Source organism: Micromonospora sp. NPDC047730, from assembly GCF_043204765.1.
In the GTDB taxonomy this organism is placed as follows: domain Bacteria; phylum Actinomycetota; class Actinomycetes; order Mycobacteriales; family Micromonosporaceae; genus Micromonospora.
Genome location: NZ_JBIDCU010000027.1, coordinates 19,137 through 38,746, shown reverse-complemented (window position 1 = coordinate 38,746; position 19,610 = coordinate 19,137). Strand labels below are relative to the sequence as shown.

Sequence of the window (19,610 nt, the reverse complement as noted above, 5' to 3'; positions counted from 1 at the left end):
GAAGTCCCGTCGAGGCAAAACTACAAGAGCCGCTTATATCAGTCAAGGCTGCTATTAGTCGCGGGCCGAATTCGGTCCGGCCGGGTCCAGCCACAGGTTCGCCGCGTCGTACCAGCGGTCCACGTGCGGCAGCGGGATCGCGTTCCGCACCCGGGAACTGGTCAGGTGCGCGATGGTCGGCTCGCAGGCCAGGATCGGCACGATCGCCACGTCCTGGAGCACCTGCCGGTCGACCCGGTGCCACAGCTCCTCCGCCTCGGCCTCCGTCCGGGCGGACAGCGCGCGGCCGATCAGGTCGTCGACAACCGGGTTGTGGTAGCCGCCGTAGTTGGCCGTGCCGGCGGCGGTGTTGGACTGGAACATGGGCTGGACGTACGACCGCCCGTTGTTGCCGAACCAGTCCGGCATCCAGGCGGCCGGGGTGATGTCCCACTCCCCCGCCGCCGCGCGGGCCGGGTCCTGGAGGATGCGGTAGTACTCGTCGGTCTGGTCGATCTCCACCAGCCGGACGTCGACGCCGCCCGCGCCCAGGTCCTCGGCGATCGCCTTGGCCACCTGGCCGTGCACCGCGTCGATCCGGTAGATCATGGTGAGCCGCAGCCCGTCGGGGTACCCGGCCTCGGCGAGCAGCTCCCGGCAGCGGGCCCGGTCGCCCCGGTCCCCCGGCGTCGGGTACGGGTCGTACTCGCGGTGGCCGAAGTTGCCCGGCGGGATGGCCGTGTGCGCGGGCCGGGTCACCGTGCCGATGTCCATGTCGTCGAAGAACCGGACCAGCCGCGCCTTGTCCACGGCGTACGCGATCGCCAGCCGGACGCCCCGCTTGCGCAGCGCCCCCCGCTCGTGGGGGCTGTGCAGGTTGAACGCCAGGTAGGGGTTCAGCGCCCAGCCGAGGTTCCGGTCGGCGTCGGTGGCGCGCCGGCGGGGGCTGCCCACGGCGGCGCCCCACGACAGGTCGGCCGCCCCGCTCTCGATCTCGGCGCGGACCCGCTCGTCGCTCACCCTCGCCATCCGGACCTCGATGCGGTCCACGTAGCGGCGGCGGATCGGGTCGGCCTCGGCCCGCCAGGCGGGGTTGTGGTCCATGGTCAGGTGGCTGCCCCGGGCATAGCTGGTGATGCGGTACGGCCCGTTGGAGCGGACCAGCCGCGCGAAGTCCGGACCGTCCGGGACGAGGTCGTCGAACTCCCGCGGGGCGGCGGAGGCGAACGGCATCGCCAGCAGGTTGAGCATGTCGTTGGCGGGGCGCAGCAGCTCGATCACCAGGGTCCGCTCGTCCTTGGCCCACAGGCCGCGGATCTCGTGGCTGTTCTGGTAGTCGGCCAGCTCGGCGGCGGTGGGCGTACGACCGGCGAAGCGGGCGCGGTAGCCCTCGGCGAACTCCGCCATGCCGGCGATGGTGCTCGTGTAGTAGGCGATGGCGCCGGCCCCGGCGACCGGGTTGGCCATCCGCTTGAAGCCGCGCACGAAGTCCCCGGCGGTCACCGGGCGCGGCGGCGTGGTGTCCCACCGGACCCCGTCGCGCAGGCGGATCGTGTACGTGCGGCCGTCCTCGCTGAGCCCGCCGTTGTCCACCGTGGGCAGTTCGGCGGCCACGTCGGGCACGGGCTCGAGCGCGGCGGCGTCCTCGGTGGTCGGGTAGCTGAACAGCTGCCGGGCGAAGAGCCGGATGACCTGGTGGGAGAAGGCGTAGTAGGCGGCGGCGGGGTCCAGGTGGTCGAGGCCACCGGGCCCGTAGTAGCGCAGCGTGCCGCCGTGGCGAGGCTGCTGGTCGTGGTCCGGCACGGGTCTGCTGCCCCTTCCCGGGTCAGGCCGGCACGCCGACCGCGACGGACATCACCGACGAGGTGCCGACGACCCGGTCCAGGCGCAGCCCGGCCGCGGTGAACAGCGGCTCCATCTCGGCGGCGGTGCGTTCCTGGCCGGTGCGCGCGGCGAGCATCATGAAGTCCATCTCCTTGCTCTGGTGCGCGTCGTTGCCCTCGGGGACGACCGCGTCGATCACGAGCACCCGGCCGTGCGCGGGCATGACCCGCCGGCAGTTCGTCAGGATCCGGATGCTGTCCTCGTCGCCCCAGTTGTGCAGGATGCGCTTGAGCACGTGCACGTCGGCGTGGGGCACCTCGCTGAGGAAGTCGCCCTCGACCACCTTCCAGCGCCCCGCCACGTCCGGGGCGTCCAGCCGGTGCCGGGCGACCACCTCCGCGCGGTCCAGCAGCACGCCCTGCAGGCCGGGGTGCTCGCGCAGGACGGTGAGCAGGAAGCCGCCCCGGCCGCCGCCGACGTCCGCCACGGTGCCGGTGGCGGGGAAGTCGCCGGCGCGGGCGAGGATGAGGTGCTCCGCCGCGCTGACCGTCTCCATGCCCTCGTAGTAGAGCGCCTCGACCTCGGCGTCGCCGTCGAAGTAGGCGTCCAGCGAGCTGCCGAAGATGTCGGCGAAGGCGGGGCCTTCCGGCCCCAGCGCGCTCGCCACCCGGTGGCTCATCGTCCAGAACATCGTGTCGGTGAACATGAGGATGCCGGCCCGCGCGGGCACCGGCGAGTCCGATCGCAGCGCCGCGCCCTTGTCGGTGAGCGCGAACCGGCCGTCGGATTCGCGGACCACGTCGCGGACCGCCAGCAGACGCAGCACCCGCCGGAGCGCGTCGGCGTCGGTGCCCGTCGCGGCGGCCAGCTCGGCGGGCGTACGGGGGCCGTCGACCAGGTGGTCGGCGACGCCGATGGTGGCGGCGGCCCGCAGGGCTGCCGCGTAGGTGTAGCCCATCGCCTCCTCGTAGAGGGCCAGCGCCGACTGCAACCTGTCCATGTCCCCTCCGGCCCGTGATGGCGGACTCTGCCGCTGCACTGTGTCGAATGCTATACCTGAGTCAAGTGCCTGTCAGGTGCAGTGGAGGCCAGGAGCGCAACTTGCGCGATAGTCCTGACCATGTCCGCTTGAGAAAGTGATTGCAGTTCCCGGCCCGGGACGCCGCCGAGCTCCGGGCCCGCCGTCGGCTACGAAGGGATCACCGTGAGCCGTACCGTGGAGTCCCCTGGCCCGGCCACCGTGTCGGCGTCACCGGCGCAGAGTCCGCTGCGCACCGCGTCCTGGGCCCGCATCCGCGAGCTGTTCGCCCTGGACCCGACGACCGTGCACCTCAACACGGGGACGGTCGGCGCGATGCCGTACGAGGTGCTGGACACCGTGGACCGGGTGACCCGGCAGTGGACCGGCGGCCTGCTCGACGTCTACCGCCCGGCGATGTTCACCGAGTACCGGGACGCCATCGCCAGGACGTTCGGCGTGGACGGGGACGAGATCGTGATCTGCCACAACGCCACCGAGGGGGTCGCCCGGGTCATCCACGGCCTCGACCTGCGCGAGGGCGACGAGGTGGTGACGACAACGCACGAGTGCTACTCCGTGCTGTCCAACTTCAACCTGCTGCGCAACCGGTTCGGGGTGGTGCTCAGGACCGTCACCCCGCCGTCCGGCCACGAGGTGCGCGCGGAAGAGATCGTCGAGCTGGTCGAGGCCGCGATCACGCCCCGGACGAAGGTGCTCTCGTTCGCCGCGATCACCCTGTTCACCGGGACGATGTTCCCGATCCGGCAGCTGTGCGAGCTGGCCCACCGGCACGGGCTGACCACCGTCATCGACGGCGCGCTGATCCCCGGCATGCTCGACATCGACCTGCGCGCGACCGGGGCGGACTTCATCACCTGCTCCGGGTCGAAGTTCCAGTGCGGCCCGCTGGGCACCGGCCTGATCTACGTCCGCAACAAGGTCGTCCCCGAGCACAACCCGCTGCCGCTGCCCACGTTCTGGCCGCTCATCTCGACCTGGTACCCGATGATGGGCAGCCCGCCGCCGCGGACCAGCACCGCCGTGGAGAGCTACAACATGGGCGACTTCCTGCAGAGCGCCGGCAGCGCCAACCTGGCGCGGGGCGCCGCCCTGGCCCGGGCCTTCGAGCTGTGGGACGACATCGGCCGCGACCGCATCGAGGCGTACATCATGGACCTCGCCGAGTACGCCCGCGGCCGGCTCATCGACGCCTTCGGCGCCGAGGCGATGTACTCCCCCGGCGCCGACCCGCGGCTGCGCTCGCCGCTGCTCGCGTTCAACCCGTTCCGGCGGCCCGAGGACGCCTGGAACATCAAGAAGTTCATCGGCTTCGTCAAGCGCCTGGAGACCGAGCACCGGATCTGGACCCGCTGGACGGAGTTCGACGTGCCCGGCTCACCGCACCAGCACTACGCGGCGCGCATCACCACCCACCTGTTCAACAACCGGGAAGAGATCGACCACACCGTACGGACGATGGTCCGCCTCGCCGAGGAGATGTCCTGAAGTGACGCAGGCGCGCAGTGCACCGACGACGAACGACACCCGGCGGTGGGGCACCCTGCGGCTGCTCGGGCCGGCCGCCGTCCACCAGGCGGACCCGGCGGCCGCATGGTCGCCGGCCGAGCGCCAGTTGCTGCGGCTGTGCACCCGGCAGCTGATCAGCTACCGCCCGGAGCCCGACCCGGGCGACTGGCGTGCCCTCGCGCCGGTCGCCGACCTGGCCGCCGACGTCCCGTCGACCTACAACGCCGGCCTGGGCGCCAGCCACCGCAGCTACGTGGTGCACCTACGCCCCGGCGTGCTCTGGGACACGCCGACCCCCCGCCCGGTGACCGCGCACGACGTCGTACGCGGCTTCAAGCGGCTGGCCAACCCGCTCACCCGGCACCCCGCGCTGGCGTACTTCCGGGGCACCCTGCGGGGCATGGACCGGTACTGCGACGAGTACGCCGTGGCGGTCGCCGGCCGTCCGCTCACCGCCGCGCTGCTCGCCGGCTTCCAGGACGCCCACGACATCCCCGGGGTCTTCGCCGTCGACGACGAGACGGTGGTCTTCGAGCTGGACCGCCCGGCGCTGGACTTCGTCGACATGCTGGCGCTGAGCGGCGCCTCCCCGGCGCCGGCGGAGTACGACGCCCACCTGCCGGGCAGCGCCGACCTGCACGAACACCTGGTCGCCAACGGCCCGTACCGCGTCGCGTCGTGGCGCCCGGGGGGCACGATCCGGCTGGAGCCGAACCCGGCGTGGCGCGCGGAGACCGACCCGATCCGCCAGCAGCGGTTCGACGCCGTCGAGTTCCGCGTCGCCACGGGCGGGCCACGCGAACTGACCGACCGGCTCGCCGCCGACGACGCCGACCTGCCGTGGGGCGTGCCGAGCGGCCCGGTGCCCGGTCACCGGCTCGACCCCTGCCTGGTGTTCAACCTGCGCGACCCCGCCAACCCGGCCGTCGCCGACGCCGCGGTGCGCCGGATCGTCGCCGGGGCGGTCGACCGGGCGGCGCTGGTGCGCATCGCCCGGGCCGCCGACCCGTGGTCCGAGGTCCGCGCCGCGCACACCGTCGTGCCCCCCGGCAACGACGGACACCGGCAGCCCGACCCGCTCGCCGACCCGACCCCCGACGCCGACGCGGACCCGCGCGAGCGGCTCGCCGACGCAGGGCACCCGGACGGGCTCACCCTGACCGCGGTGCATCCCGACACGGCCGAGGACCTGGCGCTGGCCCGCTCGTGGGCGGCCGACCTCGGCGCCGCCGGCATCGACGTACGCCTGGTCGCGCTCGACGACGCCAACCACCGGGCCCTGCTCGCCGGCACGGGCGACGCGCCCGCCCTCCGGTGGGACCTGGCGGTGGCCGTGTTCACCGCGCCCTGGGCCTACGGCAACGCCCGGGTGTTCCTGCAACCGTTGGTCGGCGAGGGGCCCGGCAATCCCGGCGGCTACCGCGACGCCCGGGTCGACGGGCTGGTCGAGCGCGCGCTGGACGCCGCCGACCCGCGCGAGGCCGTCGCGCGGTGGCAGGAGGTGGAACGGCTGCTGCTCGCCGACGCCGCGGTCGTACCCCTGCTGTTCCGGCGGGCCACGGACGCCGCGCCGCGTGGGCCCCGGGTGCGGCGCGCGACCGCCCTGCCGGCGCTCGCCGGCCTGCCCGACCTCGCCGACGTGCGGCTCGGGGTGGACCGATGACCGGTGCCGCCGCCGACGCGGTGGTCGCCGACTACCTCGCGCTCGGGCTGCGGATGGGCCGGCTCGTCGAGGGCTACGTCGACTGCTGGTTCGGTGACCCGGCTCTCGCCGAGCGGGTCGCCGCGGAGCCGGCGCCGGACCCGGCGGAGCTGGCCGGGCAGGCCCGCGACCTGCTGCGCCGCCTGGGCGACGCGGACCTCGACGCGGAGCGGCGGCGGTTCCTCGCCGCGCAACTGACCGCGGTGGAGTGCGCGGCCCGGCGGGCGGCGGGCGAGCAGATCGGCTTCCTGGCCGAGGTGGAGACCTACTTCGACGTCGAGGTGGGGCTGGGCGACCCGGACCGGTACGCCGCCGCCCACGACGCCATCGACGCGCTGCTGCCGGGCACCGGCCCGCTGATGGACAAGGTGGAGGCGTTCTACGCCCGCAACGTGGTGCCGCCGGAGCGGCTGGGCCACGCCGTGCGGGCCGTCGCCGACGCGCTGCGCGCCCGCGCCCGGCCGCTGCTCGACCTGCCCGACGCCGAGCGGGTCGACATCGAGGTGGTACGCGACCGGCCGTGGAACGCGTTCAACCGGTACCACGGCGGCTTCCGCTCCACGGTGACACTGAACGAGACGGCGGGACGGACCATCGCCGTGCTGCCGCTGATGGCCACCCACGAGGCGTACCCGGGCCACCACACCGAGCACTGCCTCAAGGAGGCCGGCCTGGTGCTCGCCCGCGGCTGGGACGAGCACCGGATCGCCCTGGTCAACACCCCGCAGTGCCTGGTGGCGGAGGGCACGGCCGAACACGCGGCGGCGGCGCTGCTCGGGCCCGGCTGGGGACGGTGGACCACCGAGGTGCTGGCCGACGAGGGGGTGCCCGTCGAGGGCGAACTCGTCGAGCGGATGGTGGGGCTCGTCAACGAGCTGATGCCGGCCCGGCAGGACGCGGCGATCCTGCTGCACGACCGGGGGGCGTCGATCGACGACGCGGTGGAGCACCTGCACCGGTGGCTGCTGCTGCCGCGCGACCGGGCCGAGCAGATCGCCACCTTCCTGACCGACCCGCTGTGGCGGGCCTACTCGGTGACGTACATCGAGGGGGCCCGGCTGGTCGGCGGATGGCTCGCGGCCCGGCCGGCCGGCGAGCCGCTCGTCGCGCGGTACCGCACCCTGCTGACCGAGCAGCTACGTCCCGCGCAGCTCCGCGACGGCACCGTCCCCGCGGGCCCGCGTCCGGTGCCCGCCGCCGGCTGAGCGCCCGCGCCACCGACCGCCGCCCCACCCACCGGGCGGTGCCGTGCGCGGCCGGTCGATGCGCGGGCGGGGTTTCAGCGGGCGCGGGCCAGGTGCGCCTCCACCGCGTCGGCGGCCCGGGCCGCGCCGCCGGCCCGGCGGACGTGGCCCCGCATGGCCTCGACCCGGGCGATCAGCGCGGGGTCGGCCGCGACGGCCCCGACGGCGGCGAGCAGCGTGTCGCCGTCGGCCTTCTCCCCGGGCAGCACCGCGCCGAGGCCGAGCTGGTCGACGCGCCGGGCCATCGGCCGCACGTCGAAGGACTGCGGCACGACCACCAGCGGGCGCCCCCAGTACAGCGCCTCCATGAGGGTGCCCATGCCGCCGTGCGTCACGCAGACCGTCGCCTGTTCGAGCACCTTGACGTGCGGAACCCAGCGGTGCGCCTCGACGTTGGGCGGCAGGTCGCCGAGAGCCGCGGGGTCGACCTGGCCGCCCAGCGTCATCACCACGTGCCACGGCTGGCCGTCGAACGCCCGCGCGCAGTCGCGGAAGAAGCCGGGCCGGTCGTTGAAGGTGGTGCCGAGCGACACCAGCACCACCGGCAGGTCGTCGGCCGGGCGGCTCCACTCGCCGAGGAATCGCCGGTCGTCGAAGCACGGCCCGACGAAGACGAAGCGGTCGTCGAAGGTGTCGCCGGCGATCTGGAACGCCTTCGGGACGAAGACCAGGTTGAGCTCCTCCACGTGGTTCCAGCACTCCACGACCGACCGGGAAAGGCCGTGCTCGGCCAGCAGGTCCCGCAGGGTGTCGCGGAACACCGGCAGGTCGAGCGGGTCGATCGTGCCGGCCAGGGTGACCATGTCCTGGGAGAACGAGTAGTGCTCGTTCGACGCGAACGCCGCGCTGAGCCGGACGGCCGGCCGTCGCCAGCGGGCGGCCAGCAACTGCCCGGCGATGAACGGGAAGTCGTCGTAGAGGACCAGGTCCGGCACGTCGCCGTCGAGCGCCGCGGCGGTGGCCCGGAGCACCGAGACGTTCTCGCGCAGGTACATCAGGTGGGGACGGACGCCGAGGTCGTCCGAACCGAACACCTCGGCGGCGTCCGCGTCGATGATCTCCGACTGGTAGGGGACGACCGTCGCGCCGGCGGCGCGGACCGGCTCGGCGAACCCGCCGGCGGTGACGTAGCTGACCCGGTGCCCGCGCCGGACCAGCTCGGTGACCACGGTGAGGGTGGGCAGGATCAGGCCGTGGCTGGCGACGTTGACGATCAGGAGGTGGGCCATCGTCGACTCCGTCCGTGGTCGGGGTCCCGGGCGCGCCGGCGCGGGTCGGGTCAGGACATCCAGGCGTCCGGGGCGGCGCCGCCCCGGCCGAGCGGCGGGAACAGCTCGTCGAGCCGGGCGAGCTCGGCCGCGGACAGCGGCCGGTGCAGGGCCCGCAGGGCGCCGTCCAGGTGTTCGGGGGTACGCGGCCCGACGACCGCGGCGGTCACCGCCGGCCGGTGCAGCACCCAGGCCATGCCGACCTCCGCCGGGTCCCGGCCGGCCTCGGCGCAGAACGTCTCGTACGCGGCGAGGGTCGCGCGGTGGTGCTCGACCGCCTCGGCGGCCCGTCCCTGCGCGGACTTGACCGCGGTGCCGTCGGCCAGCTTCCGCAGCACGCCGCCGAGCAGCCCGCCGTGCAGCGGTGACCAGACGAGCACCCCGATGCCCTCGGCGGCGGCGGCCGGGAGCACCTCCAGCTCGACGTACCGGCTGACCAGGTTGTAGACGCACTGCTCGCTGGCCAGGCCGAGCAGCCGGTGCCGGCGCGCGGCCTCCTGGGCACTCACCAGGTCCCAGCCGGCGAAGTTCGAGGAGCCGACGTAGCGGACCTTGCCCTGCCGGACGAGCTGCTCCATGGCCTGCCAGATCTCGTCCCAGCCGACCTCCCGGTCGACGTGGTGCATCTGGTAGAGGTCGATGGTCTCGGTCTGGAGCCGGCGCAGCGACGCCTCGCAGGCCGCGACGACGTGTCGGGCCGACAGGCCCCGGGCGTTGGGGCCGTCCCCCATCGGGTTGCCGACCTTGGTCGCGAGGACCACCTCGTCCCGGCGGGCCGGGTCCTTGGCGAGCCAGCGCCCGATCATCTCCTCGGTCCAGCCCCGGTGCACCCGCCAGCCGTAGATGTCGGCGGTGTCGACCAGGTTGATCCCCTGCGCGACGGCGTGGTCGAGCAGCCGGTGGGCGTCGGCCTCGTCGACCCGGCCGCCGAAGTTGACGGTCCCGATCGCGACCCGGCTCACCCGCAGGCCGGTCCGCCCGAGCCGGACATGCAGCGACGACACCCCGGACCTCCCGTGCACCCGGTGCCGGACGCGGCGTCCGGCGACCCGTTGAAGATATACATTTCTCAACCTCTTCACCTCGCCGGTTGCAAGTTCCGCAATCAGGAAGAACGCCTGTCGGGCGATATCGACAGGGCTCCCTTGACGGCCCTCCGGGGGGACTTGAGAATCATGTGGCAACTAGCGAGAGGGGCGTCATGATCCCGCTGTCCAAGGTCGCCATGTCTCCGGACGTCGGCACCCGCGTCTCCGCCGTCCTGAGCAGTGGTCGGCTGGAGCACGGGCCGACCGTCGCCGAGTACGAGGCGGCCGTGGGCAGCCGCATCGGCAACCCCCGGGTGGTCTCGGTCAACTGCGGGACGGCCGGGCTCCACCTGGCCCTGAGCCTCGCCGCGCGGCCGGGGGCCGGCGAGCCGGAGCACGACGGCCCGGGCGAGGTGCTCACCACGCCGCTGACCTTCGAGGGCACGAACTGGCCCATTCTCGCCAACGGGCTGCGCATCCGGTGGGTGGACGTCGACCCGGCCACCCTCAACATGGACCTCGACGACCTGGCCGCGAAGATCTCGCCCGCCACCCGGGCCATCGTGGTGGTCCACTGGGTCGGCTACCCGGTGGATCTCAACCGGCTGCGCGCCGTCGTGGACCGGGCCACCGCGGGGTACGACCGCCGCCCGCTGGTCGTCGAGGACTGCGCGCAGGCGTGGGGCGCCACCTACCGGGGCGCGCCACTGGGCACGCACGGCAACGTCTGCGTGTACAGCACCGGCGCGATCAAGATCCTGACGACCGGCAGTGGCGGCTTCGTCGTGCTGCCCGACGACGACCTGTACGACCGGCTCCGGCTGCGCCGCTGGCTCGGCATCGAGCGGGCGTCGGACCGGATCACCGGCGACTACGACGTCGCCGAGTGGGGCTACCGGTTCATCCTCAACGAGATCGGCGGGGCGATCGGCCTGTCCAACCTGGAACGGGTCGACGAGCTGCTGCGCCGGCACCGGGAGAACGCCGCGTACTACGACAAGGAACTGGCCGGCATCGACGGCGTCGAGCAGACCGAGCGCGCCGACGACCGGGAGCCCGCCTTCTGGATGTACCCGCTGAAGGTCCGCGACCGTCCCGCCTTCATGCGCCGGCTGCGCGACGCCGGCATCGCCACCAGCGTCGTGTCGCGCCGCAACGACGCCCACAGCTGCGTCGCGTCGGCCCGTACCACCCTGCCCGGGCTGGACCGGGTGGCGGACCGCGTGGTCCACATCCCGGTGGGCTGGTGGCTCACCGAGGACGACCGGTCCCACGTCGTCGAAACGATCAAGTCCGGCTGGTGACTCCCCGCCGCAACCCCGAACAGAAGGGCTTCGACATGCGCGTGCTGTTCGTCTCCTCCCCCGGTATCGGCCACCTCTTCCCGCTGATCCAGCTCGCCTGGGGCTTCCGCACGGCCGGCCACGACGTGCTGATCGCGGTCGCCGAGCACGCCGACCGGGCCGCCGCCGCCGGCCTGGAGGTGATCGACGTGGCGCCCGACTTCAGCGCGGTCAAGGTCTTCGAGCAGGTGGCGAAGGACAACCCGCGCTTCGCCGAGACCGTCGCCACGCGTCCCGCGGTCGACCTGGAGGAGTGGGGGGTGCAGATCGCGGCGGTGAACCGCCCGCTGGTCGACGGGACCATAGCCCTGACCGACGACTTCCGGCCCGACCTGGTGGTCTACGAGCAGGGCGCCACCGTCGGGCTGCTGGCCGCCGACCGCGCCGGGGTGCCGGCCGTGCAGCGCAACCAGAGCGCCTGGCGGACCCGGGGCATGCACCGCTCGATCGCCTCCTTCCTGACCGACCTCATGGACAAGCACCAGGTCAGCCTGCCGGAGCCGGTGGCGACGATCGAGTCGTTCCCGCCGAGCCTGCTGCTGGAGGCGGAGCCCGAGGGCTGGTTCATGCGCTGGGTGCCGTACGGCGGTGGCGCCGTCCTCGGCGACCGGCTGCCGCCGGTGCCCGCCCGACCCGAGGTGGCGATCACCATGGGCACCATCGAGCTCCAGGCGTTCGGCATCGGCGCCGTGGAGCCCATCATCGCCGCCGCCGGCGAGGTGGACGCCGACTTCGTGCTCGCCCTCGGCGACCTCGACATCAGCCCGCTGGGCACGCTGCCGCGCAACGTCCGGTCGGTCGGCTGGACGCCGCTGCACACCCTGCTGCGTACGTGCACCGCGGTGGTGCACCACGGCGGCGGCGGCACGGTGATGACCGCCATCGACGCCGGCATCCCGCAGTTGCTCGCCCCGGACCCGCGCGACCAGTTCCAGCACACCGCCCGGGAGGCCGTCAGCCGGCGCGGCATCGGCCTGGTCAGCACGTCGGACAAGGTCGACGCGGACCTGCTGCGCCGGCTGATCGGGGACGAGTCGCTGCGCACCGCGGCCCGGGAGGTACGCGAGGAGATGGTCGCGCTGCCCACGCCCGCGGAGACGGTGCGGCGCATCGTCGAGCGCATCTCGGGTTGAGCCGGTCGCGCCGCCCGCCGCCGCCACCGTCGGCGGCGGGCGGCGCGAGGGAGCCACTGGAAGGGGCACCTCGTGCTGGTCGATGCCGTGACCGCGTTCGATCCCACCGACGCCGACGTCCGGCGTGACCCGTATCCGTCCTACCACTGGCTGCTGCGGCACGACCCGGTGCACCTCGGCGCCCACCGGGTCTGGTACGTCTCCCGCTTCGCCGACGTGCGCGACGTGCTCGGCGACGAACGCTTCGCCCGGACCGGCATCCGCCGGTTCTGGACCGACCTCGTCGGGCCCGGGCTGCTCGCCGAGATCGTCGGCGACATCATCCTGTTCCAGGACGAGCCCGACCACGGCCGGCTGCGCGGGGTGGTCGGCCCGGCCTTCTCGCCGTCCGCGCTGCGCCGGCTGGAACCGGTCATCGCCGACACCGTCGACGAGCTGCTGCTGCCCGCCCTGGCCCGGGGCGCGATGGACGCGGTCGACGAGTTGGCGTACCCGCTGGCGCTGCGCGCGGTCCTCGGCCTGCTCGGCCTGCCCGCCGCCGACTGGGAGCCGGTCGGGCGGTGGTCGCGCGACGTGGGGCGGACCCTGGACCGGGGCGCCAGCGCCGAGGACATGCATCGCGGCCACGCGGCGATCGCCGAGTTCGCCGACTACGTGGAGCGGGCCCTCGCGAGGCGGCGGCGCGAGGGCGGCGAGGACCTGCTGGCGCTGATGCTCGACGCCCACGACCGCGGCCTGATGAGCCGCAACGAGATCGTCAGCACGGTGGTCACGTTCATCTTCACCGGCCACGAGACGGTGGCCAGCCAGGTGGGCAACGCCGTGCTGAGCCTGCTGGCGCACCCCGACCAGCTCGACCTGCTCCGGCGTCGGCCGGACCTGCAGGCCCAGGCCGTCGAGGAGTGCCTGCGGTACGACCCGTCGGTGCAGTCCAACACCCGGCAGCTCGACGTCGACGTGGAGCTGCACGGCCGGCGGTTGCGCCGCGACGACGTGGTGGTCGTCCTGGCCGGCGCGGCGAACCGGGACCCGCGGCGGTACGACCGGCCCGACGAGTTCGACATCCGGCGGTACCCGGTCCCGTCGCTGTCCTTCGGCGCGGGGATGCGCTACTGCCTCGGGTCCTACCTCGCCCGTACGCAGCTGCGCGCCACGGTGGCGGCGCTGGCCCGCCTGCCGGGCCTGCGGCTGGGCTGCGCCGCGGACGGGCTGACCTATCAGCCGCGCACCATGTTCCGGGGTTTGGCCAGCCTGCCGATCGCGTTCACGCCAGGCGGTTGAGCGCCGCGTCGTCCCTGTCCGAGCAGGAGGAATCGTCGACCATGAGCCATCCCCAACCCGAGTACGACGTGATCGTCGTGGGCGGCGGCCCGGCCGGATCGAGCACGGCCGGTCTGCTCGCCCAGGAGGGCCACCGGGTCCTGCTGCTGGAGCGCGAGAAGTTCCCCCGCTACCACATCGGCGAGTCCCTGATCAGCGGCATCATCCCCACCCTGGACGCGCTCGGCGTGCGCGAGCGGATGGCGGAGATGCGCTTCCAGCGCAAGTACGGCGGCAGTCTGCTGTGGGGTGCCGACCAGACCAGCCCCTGGTCGTTCCGGTTCCGGGAGACCCGCGACGCCCAGTTCGAGTACTCGTGGCAGGTCCGGCGCGCCGAGTTCGACGCGATGCTGCTGGACCGGGCGCGGGAGCTGGGCGTGGTGGTGGTCGAGGGAGCCACCGTCCGGGGGCCGCTGACCGACGGCGACCGGATCGCGGGGGTCAGCTACCAGTTCCGGGGGGAAGCCGACGCCATCGACGCCCGGGCCGCGATCGTGGTCGACGCGTCGGGGCAGCAACGTTGGCTCGGCCGGCACTTCGGGCTGGTCTCCTGGCACGAGGACCTGCGCAACGTGGCGGCGTGGAGCTACTACGTCGGGGCGCTGCGCTACCCCGGTGACCACGAGGGCGACCTGCTCGCCGAGAGCCGTGCCACGGGCTGGCTCTGGTACGCGCCGCTGACCCCCACCCTGACCGGAATCGGGTACGTGACCCCGACGGCCCGGTTGGTCGAGTCCGGCCTACCCCCCGAGCAGTTGCTGGAAAAACAGATTGCCGAGTCCGTCGAGGTCTCCTGGCTCACCGCCGGCGCGCGGCGGGTCGACATCTACCGCACCGCGCGGGACTGGTCGTACGAGTGCAGCCAGTTCTCCGGGCCGGGCTGGGTGCTGGTCGGTGACGCGGCGGCCTTCATCGACCCCCTGATGTCCTCCGGGGTGACCCTCGCGATGCGCGGCGCGCTCAGCGCGGCCCGGGCGGTGCACGAGGCGTTGGCCGCGCCGGAGAAGGAGCGCCACCTCATGCAGGTGTACGAGGACCGCTACCGGGACTTCCTCGCCGCCCTGCTGGAGTTGGTCCGGTTCTTCTACGACGGCGCGCACGGACGCGACGAGCTGCACCTGCGCGCGCAGGCCATCGTGGACCCGGACCGGCTGATGCCGCCGAAGGTCTCCTTCGTCGACCTGATGTCGGGGCTGGCGCGAGGCGACGAGACGTTCGGCATCAGGACCGCGAACAGCCATTGACCCACCGTCTAGCGCTATATAATCTTAAAGCAAGTTGCCTCGATCACATTCAATCGCCGAGGAGACAAGCCGATGCGCACCACCGGGACGTACATCCGTGGGATCGGGGCCTACCTTCCTGAGACCGTCACCGTCGAGGAGGCCGTCGCCCAGGGCTGGTACCCGCAGGAGGACATCGAGACGCACGGGCTGGGCGGAGCGGCAATCGCCGGCGAGATGCCCGCCCCGGACATGGCGCTGCGCGCCGCCCAGGACGCCCTGAAGGAGAGCGAGCTGGGCCGCGGCGACATCGACCTGCTGCTCTACGCGGCCACCTGGCACCAGGGCCCGGAGGGCTGGCTGCCGCACGCCTACATCCAGCACTACCTGCTCGGCGGAGTGCCCCGGGCGAGCGAGATCCGGCAGGGCTGCAACGGCATGTTCACCATGCTGGAGCTAGCGGCCAGCTACCTGAAGGCCGCTCCGGAACGCAAGGCGGCGATGCTTGTCACCGCCGACAACTACGGCACGCCGCTGATGGACCGCTGGCGCACCAACCTCGGCTTCATCCTCGGTGACGCCGCCTCGGCCGTGGTGCTGAGCACCGAGAGCGGCTTCGTCGAGCTGCTGTCGGTCTGCTCCATCACCGTGCCCGAGGCCGAGGAGGTGCACCGCGGCGGCGAGCCGATGTTCCCGCCCGGCATGACCGTCGGCCGGGAACTCGACTTCGGCGCCCGGCTCTTCTACCACATCACCGAGCAGACCCCTGTGCTCGCCGTGCTCGGCGAGGCGCAGGAGACGATGACCACCGTCGCCGAGCAGGCGCTCGCCGAGGCCGGCATCGGCACGGCGGACCTGGCCAAGGTCTCCTTCATGAACTACTCCCGAGAGGTGGTCGAGCACCGCTGCATGGCGCCCCTGGGGCTGACGATGGAGAAGTCCACCTGGGACTTCGGGCGCATGATCGGGCACTGCGGGGCCAACGACCACCTGCTCGCCCTGCACCACTCGCTGCGGGCCGGCGAGGTCACCGCCGGAGACCACGTGCTCTGGCTCGCGATGGGCCCCGGCGTCGAGTTCACCGCCGCCGTCCTGCGCGTGCTGGACAACCCCTACGTCGACCGCTGACCGCCCCCGCCCGCGCCGCGACCCGACCAACGGAGGTACGACGATGACCCGGGACGATCCCGCCGACAACCCGTACCAGGTGGCCGTCATCGGCCTCGGTTGCCGGCTGCCCGGCGACGTCGACACCCCGGACGCCCTCTGGGAGCTGCTGCTCAAGGGCGGCCAGACCGCCGGGGAGATCCCGGCGCAGCGCTGGCGCGCCTACCGGGAGCGCGGCCCCGAGTACGAGGCGGTGCTGCGCGACACGGTCACCGCCGGCAGCTACCTGCGCGACGTCGCGGGCTTCGACCCGGAGTTCTTCGGTCTCTCGCCCCGGGAGGCGGCCGAGATGGACCCGCAGCAGCGGATCCTGCTCGAGGTCGGCTGGGAGGCCCTGGAGCACGCCGGCCTGCCGCCCACCCGGCTGGCCGGCACCGACACGGGCGTCTTCGTCGGGGTCAGCACCACCGACTACGGCGACCGGCTGCTGGAGGACCTGCCGACCGTCGAGGCGTACACCGGGATCGGCGCGGCCACCTGCGCCCTGGCCAACCGCATCTCCTACGCGCTGGACCTGCGCGGGCCGAGCGTCGCCGTCGACACGGCCTGCTCGGCGTCGCTGGTCGCGGTGCACCTGGCCTGCCAGAGCCTGCTGCTGCGGGAGAGCACCGTGGCCCTGGCCGGCGGGGTGAACCTGGTGCTCGCCCCCGGGCAGAACGCCTCCCTCCAGGCCGCCGGCACCCTCGCCCCCGACGGCGTGAGCAAGTCGTTCGACCGCGACGCCGACGGGTACGGCCGCGGCGAGGGGTGCGGCGTGCTGGTGCTCAAGCGGCTCGACGACGCCGAACGAGACGGCGACCGGATCCTCGCGGTGATCCGCGGCAGCGCCGTTAACCAGGACGGTCACACCGACGGCATCATGGCCCCGTCCGGCCCCGCGCAGCAGCACGTCGTCCGCCGCGCCTGCGACCGGGCGGGCGTCGCCCCGGCGAGCGTGGACTACGTGGAGGCGCACGGCACCGGCACCCAGCTCGGCGACCCCGTCGAGGCGACCGCGCTGGCCGCCGTCTACGGCACCGGCCGCCCCGGCGACCGGCCCTGCCTCATCGGCTCGATCAAGTCCAACGTCGGGCACCTGGAGGGCGCCGCCGGCGTCGCGGGGCTGATGAAGGCCATCCTCGCGCTGCACCACGGCCAGCTCCCCGGCACCCCGCTGCGCGGCGAGCCGATCGACGCCGTCGCCGACGGCACCGGGCTGCGCCTGGCGACCGGCACGCTGCCCTGGCCCGAGCGGGACGGTCCACGCCGCGCCGCCGTCTCCGGGTTCGGCTACGGCGGCACCATCGCCCACGTCGTCCTGGAGGAGGCGCCGCCCGTGCCCGCCGGGGCCGACGCGCCGGCCACCGACGACGCGGCCCGGCCACTGTTCCCGCTGTCGGCCCGGTCGGACGCCGCACTGCGTCAGCAGGCCGCCCGGCTCGCCGACCGGCTCCACGGCGACGACCGTCCGGACCTGGCCGACGTCGGCCACACGCTGGCGCGCCGCCGGGCCCACCTGACCCACCGGGCGGTGGTCACCGGGCAGGACCGCGACGAGGTGGTCGCCGCCCTGCGCCGGCTCGCCGCCGGGCAGCCGGACCCCGACACGGTGTCGGGGGTGGCGCCGGCCGGGCGGCCCGCCCACCCCGTCTGGGTCTTCTCGGGGCACGGTTCGCACTGGGCCGGCATGGGCCGTGACCTGCTCGTCCACGAGCCGGCGTTCGCTGCGGCCATCGACGAGATCGAACCCGTCGTCGCCGAGGAGGCCGGCTTCTCGCTGCGGCAGGCGCTCGCCGCTCCCGAACTGGCCGGGGTGGACCGGATCCAGACGCTGACCTTCGCCATGCACCTCGGCCTGGCGGCGGTCTGGCGGGCGTACGGGGTCCGCCCGGCGGCCGTCATCGGGCACTCCGTCGGCGAGGTCGCCGCCGCCGTGACCGCGGGCATCCTGACCCCGACCGACGGGGCCCGGCTGATCTGCCGCCGGTCGGCCCTGCTGCGGCGGGCCGCCGGCCGGGGCGCGATGGCCATGGTCACCCTGCCGTTCGCCGACGTCGCCGAGCGGCTCGCCGGCCGCGCCGACCTGGTCGCGGCGATCGCCTCCGCCCCCGCGTCCACCGTGGTCTCCGGCGACATCGCCGCCGTGGACGCCGTGATCGAGCAGTGGCCGGCGGAGCGGATCGCCGTCCGCCGCGTCCAGTCCGACGTGGCCTTCCACAGCCCGCACATGGACGACCTCGCCGACGAGCTGCGGGCCGCGGCGGCCGACCTGCGCACCGCGGCGGGCACCGTGCCGATGTACTCGACGGTGCTCGACGACCCGCGCGCCGCGGCCGCCTGCGACGGGGCGTACTGGGCGGCGAACCTGCGCCGGCCGGTCCGCCTGGTGGACGCGGTCGACGCGGCCCTGGCCGACGGGCACCGCACCTTCGTCGAGATCTCCGCCCACCCGGTGGTCGCCCACTCGCTGCGGGAGACGCTGGACCACGCCGGCATCGAGGACGGGTACGTCGGCACGACGCTGCGCCGCCACGTCCCCGGGCACCGCACCGCCCTCGCCGCCGTCGCCGAGGCGCACTGCCACGGCGTCGAGGTCGACTGGGCGCGGCTGCGGCCCGACGGCGGGCTCACCGACCTGCCCCGGTACGCCTGGCGGCACCAGGAGCTGTGGCGCGAGCCCACTCCCCCGGTGGCCGCCGGCGGGCACGACATCGGCTCGCACACCCTGCTCGGCACGGCGACCACCGTCGCCGGCACCGAGCTGCGGCTGTGGCACACGGTGCTCAGCGACGCGAGCCGTCCGTACCCGGGCAGCCACACCGTGCAGGGCGCGGAACTCGTGCCGGCCGCGGTGCTCGCCGCCACCTTCCTCGCCGCCGGCGCCCGCGACGGCGCGGCGGTGACCCTGCACGACCTGTCGATGCGGGTGCCGCTGGCCACGGCCGGACGCCAGGAGGTCCAGGTGGTGGACGACGGCGGAACGCTGCTGCTCGCCTCCCGCCCGGCCGGCGCGGACGCCGCGCCGTGGCTGACCCACGCCACCGCGCGCGTCACGCCGGACGACACCGCGGCGCCGCCGGCGCCGGCCGCCGGCACCCGGGGCCCCGGCGGCGTGGTCGCCGACCCGGGGCTCGTGCGGGACCGGCTGGCCCGGGTCGGCGTGCCCGAGACGGCATTCCCCTGGACGGTCGACCGCCTCACCACCGGCAACGGCGGGCTGCGGGCCCGGGTCCGCTTCCCCGAGCCGGCCGAGGACTGGGCGGCCGTCATCGACGCGGCGGTGTCCATCGCGCCGGCCGCGTTCCCCGGCGAGCCCCGGCTGCGCCTGGTCGACGCGATCGAGCGGATCTGGACGAACGGCACGGCGCCGGCAGTCGCCATCGTCGACGTCGTCCCGGACGACGCGCGGGAGGACACCGTCGACGTCACGGTCTCCGGGTCGGACGGCACGGTGGCCGCCCGGCTCAGCGGCCTGCACTACCCGGTGGTCCCCGACGCCCCGGCCGCCGACACCGACGGAACCGGACCGGACCGGCAGTCCCTGGCCGACCTCGACCCGGACGAGCTGCGCGAGCGCCTGATCGAGGAGGTGCGCGCGGCGGTCGCCGCCGAGATGAAGCTGGCCGTCGAGGCGCTCGACCCGCGCCTGCCACTGGTGCAGCAGGGCATGGACTCGGTCATGACGGTCATCGTGCGCCGGCGGCTGGAGAAGACCTACCGCCACGTGCTGCCGGCCTCGCTGTTCTGGCAGCAGCCCACCGTCACGGCGATCGCGGTGCACCTGGCCGAGCTGATCGCCGCGCCGTCGCCGGACGGGGCCGTCGCCGACGCCGTGGCCCGCTGACCCACCCG

At 74.0% G+C, this 19,610-nt stretch carries 13 protein-coding genes; 9 read left to right on the top strand and 4 right to left on the bottom strand.

Going from position 1 to position 19,610, the window contains the following annotated elements; translation table 11 throughout:
- Nucleotides 1-54: 54 nt before the first annotated feature.
- Both ACGF5G_RS33180 and ACGF5G_RS33175 read right to left on the bottom strand, forming a co-directional pair.
- Entirely contained in the window at nt 55-1,782 is a 1,728-nt protein-coding gene (locus ACGF5G_RS33180; protein ID WP_393270323.1) for an ABC transporter substrate-binding protein, read from the bottom strand.
- Nucleotides 1,783-1,804: 22 nt separating this feature from the next.
- Entirely contained in the window at nt 1,805-2,803 is a 999-nt protein-coding gene (locus ACGF5G_RS33175) for a methyltransferase (RefSeq protein ID WP_393270321.1), read from the bottom strand.
- 204 nt (nt 2,804-3,007) lie between these two features.
- Here ACGF5G_RS33175 and ACGF5G_RS33170 point away from each other — a divergent pair, with 204 nt between their 5' ends.
- The 3 genes from ACGF5G_RS33170 to ACGF5G_RS33160 are packed head-to-tail and all read left to right on the top strand — an operon-like array spanning nt 3,008 to nt 7,258.
- Entirely contained in the window at nt 3,008-4,330 is a 1,323-nt protein-coding gene (locus ACGF5G_RS33170) for an aminotransferase class V-fold PLP-dependent enzyme (RefSeq protein WP_393270319.1), read from the top strand.
- Nucleotide 4,331: 1 nt separating this feature from the next.
- A complete protein-coding gene (locus ACGF5G_RS33165) occupies nt 4,332-6,014 on the top strand; it encodes an ABC transporter substrate-binding protein (protein WP_393270318.1) in 1,683 nt (560 codons plus the stop codon).
- Nucleotides 6,011-7,258: a DUF885 domain-containing protein gene (locus tag ACGF5G_RS33160; protein ID WP_393270315.1), complete on the top strand. Its 1,248-nt coding sequence runs from the start codon at nt 6,011-6,013 to the stop codon at nt 7,256-7,258. The genes ACGF5G_RS33165 and ACGF5G_RS33160 overlap by 4 nt, the downstream gene beginning before the upstream one ends.
- 74 nt (nt 7,259-7,332) lie before the next feature.
- Here the strand turns inward: ACGF5G_RS33160 and ACGF5G_RS33155 are convergent, their stop codons facing one another.
- Both ACGF5G_RS33155 and ACGF5G_RS33150 read right to left on the bottom strand, forming a co-directional pair.
- Nucleotides 7,333-8,526 carry a macrolide family glycosyltransferase gene (locus tag ACGF5G_RS33155; RefSeq protein WP_393270312.1) on the bottom strand — a complete coding sequence of 398 codons (1,194 nt, stop codon included), beginning with the start codon at nt 8,524-8,526 and terminating at the stop codon, nt 7,333-7,335.
- Between the two features lie 50 nt (nt 8,527-8,576).
- Complete coding sequence (locus ACGF5G_RS33150; protein ID WP_393270309.1) at nt 8,577-9,569, bottom strand: aldo/keto reductase; 993 nt, start codon at nt 9,567-9,569, stop codon at nt 8,577-8,579.
- 197 nt (nt 9,570-9,766) lie between these two features.
- On the opposite strand from ACGF5G_RS33150, the gene ACGF5G_RS33145 reads away from it, so the two are divergent.
- From ACGF5G_RS33145 to ACGF5G_RS33120, 6 genes are all read left to right on the top strand, one after another.
- The gene (locus ACGF5G_RS33145) at nt 9,767-10,897 is read left to right on the top strand and encodes a DegT/DnrJ/EryC1/StrS family aminotransferase (protein ID WP_393270306.1); all 1,131 of its coding nucleotides are present in this window, start codon (nt 9,767-9,769) and stop codon (nt 10,895-10,897) included.
- Between the two features lie 35 nt (nt 10,898-10,932).
- Nucleotides 10,933-12,069: a nucleotide disphospho-sugar-binding domain-containing protein gene (locus ACGF5G_RS33140; RefSeq protein WP_393270378.1), complete on the top strand. Its 1,137-nt coding sequence runs from the start codon at nt 10,933-10,935 to the stop codon at nt 12,067-12,069.
- Nucleotides 12,070-12,141: 72 nt separating this feature from the next.
- Nucleotides 12,142-13,350, top strand: coding sequence for a cytochrome P450 (locus tag ACGF5G_RS33135; RefSeq protein ID WP_393270304.1), 1,209 nt, complete (start codon nt 12,142-12,144; stop codon nt 13,348-13,350).
- Nucleotides 13,351-13,391: 41 nt separating this feature from the next.
- Nucleotides 13,392-14,633, top strand: a complete 1,242-nt coding sequence (locus tag ACGF5G_RS33130; protein ID WP_393270301.1) for an NAD(P)/FAD-dependent oxidoreductase — start codon at nt 13,392-13,394, stop codon at nt 14,631-14,633.
- A 72-nt stretch (nt 14,634-14,705) separates the two neighbouring features.
- Nucleotides 14,706-15,740, top strand: a complete 1,035-nt coding sequence (locus ACGF5G_RS33125) for a ketoacyl-ACP synthase III family protein (protein ID WP_393270299.1) — start codon at nt 14,706-14,708, stop codon at nt 15,738-15,740.
- A gap of 43 nt (nt 15,741-15,783) precedes the next feature.
- Nucleotides 15,784-19,602: a type I polyketide synthase gene (locus tag ACGF5G_RS33120; RefSeq protein WP_393270296.1), complete on the top strand. Its 3,819-nt coding sequence runs from the start codon at nt 15,784-15,786 to the stop codon at nt 19,600-19,602.
- Nucleotides 19,603-19,610 lie beyond the last annotated feature (8 nt).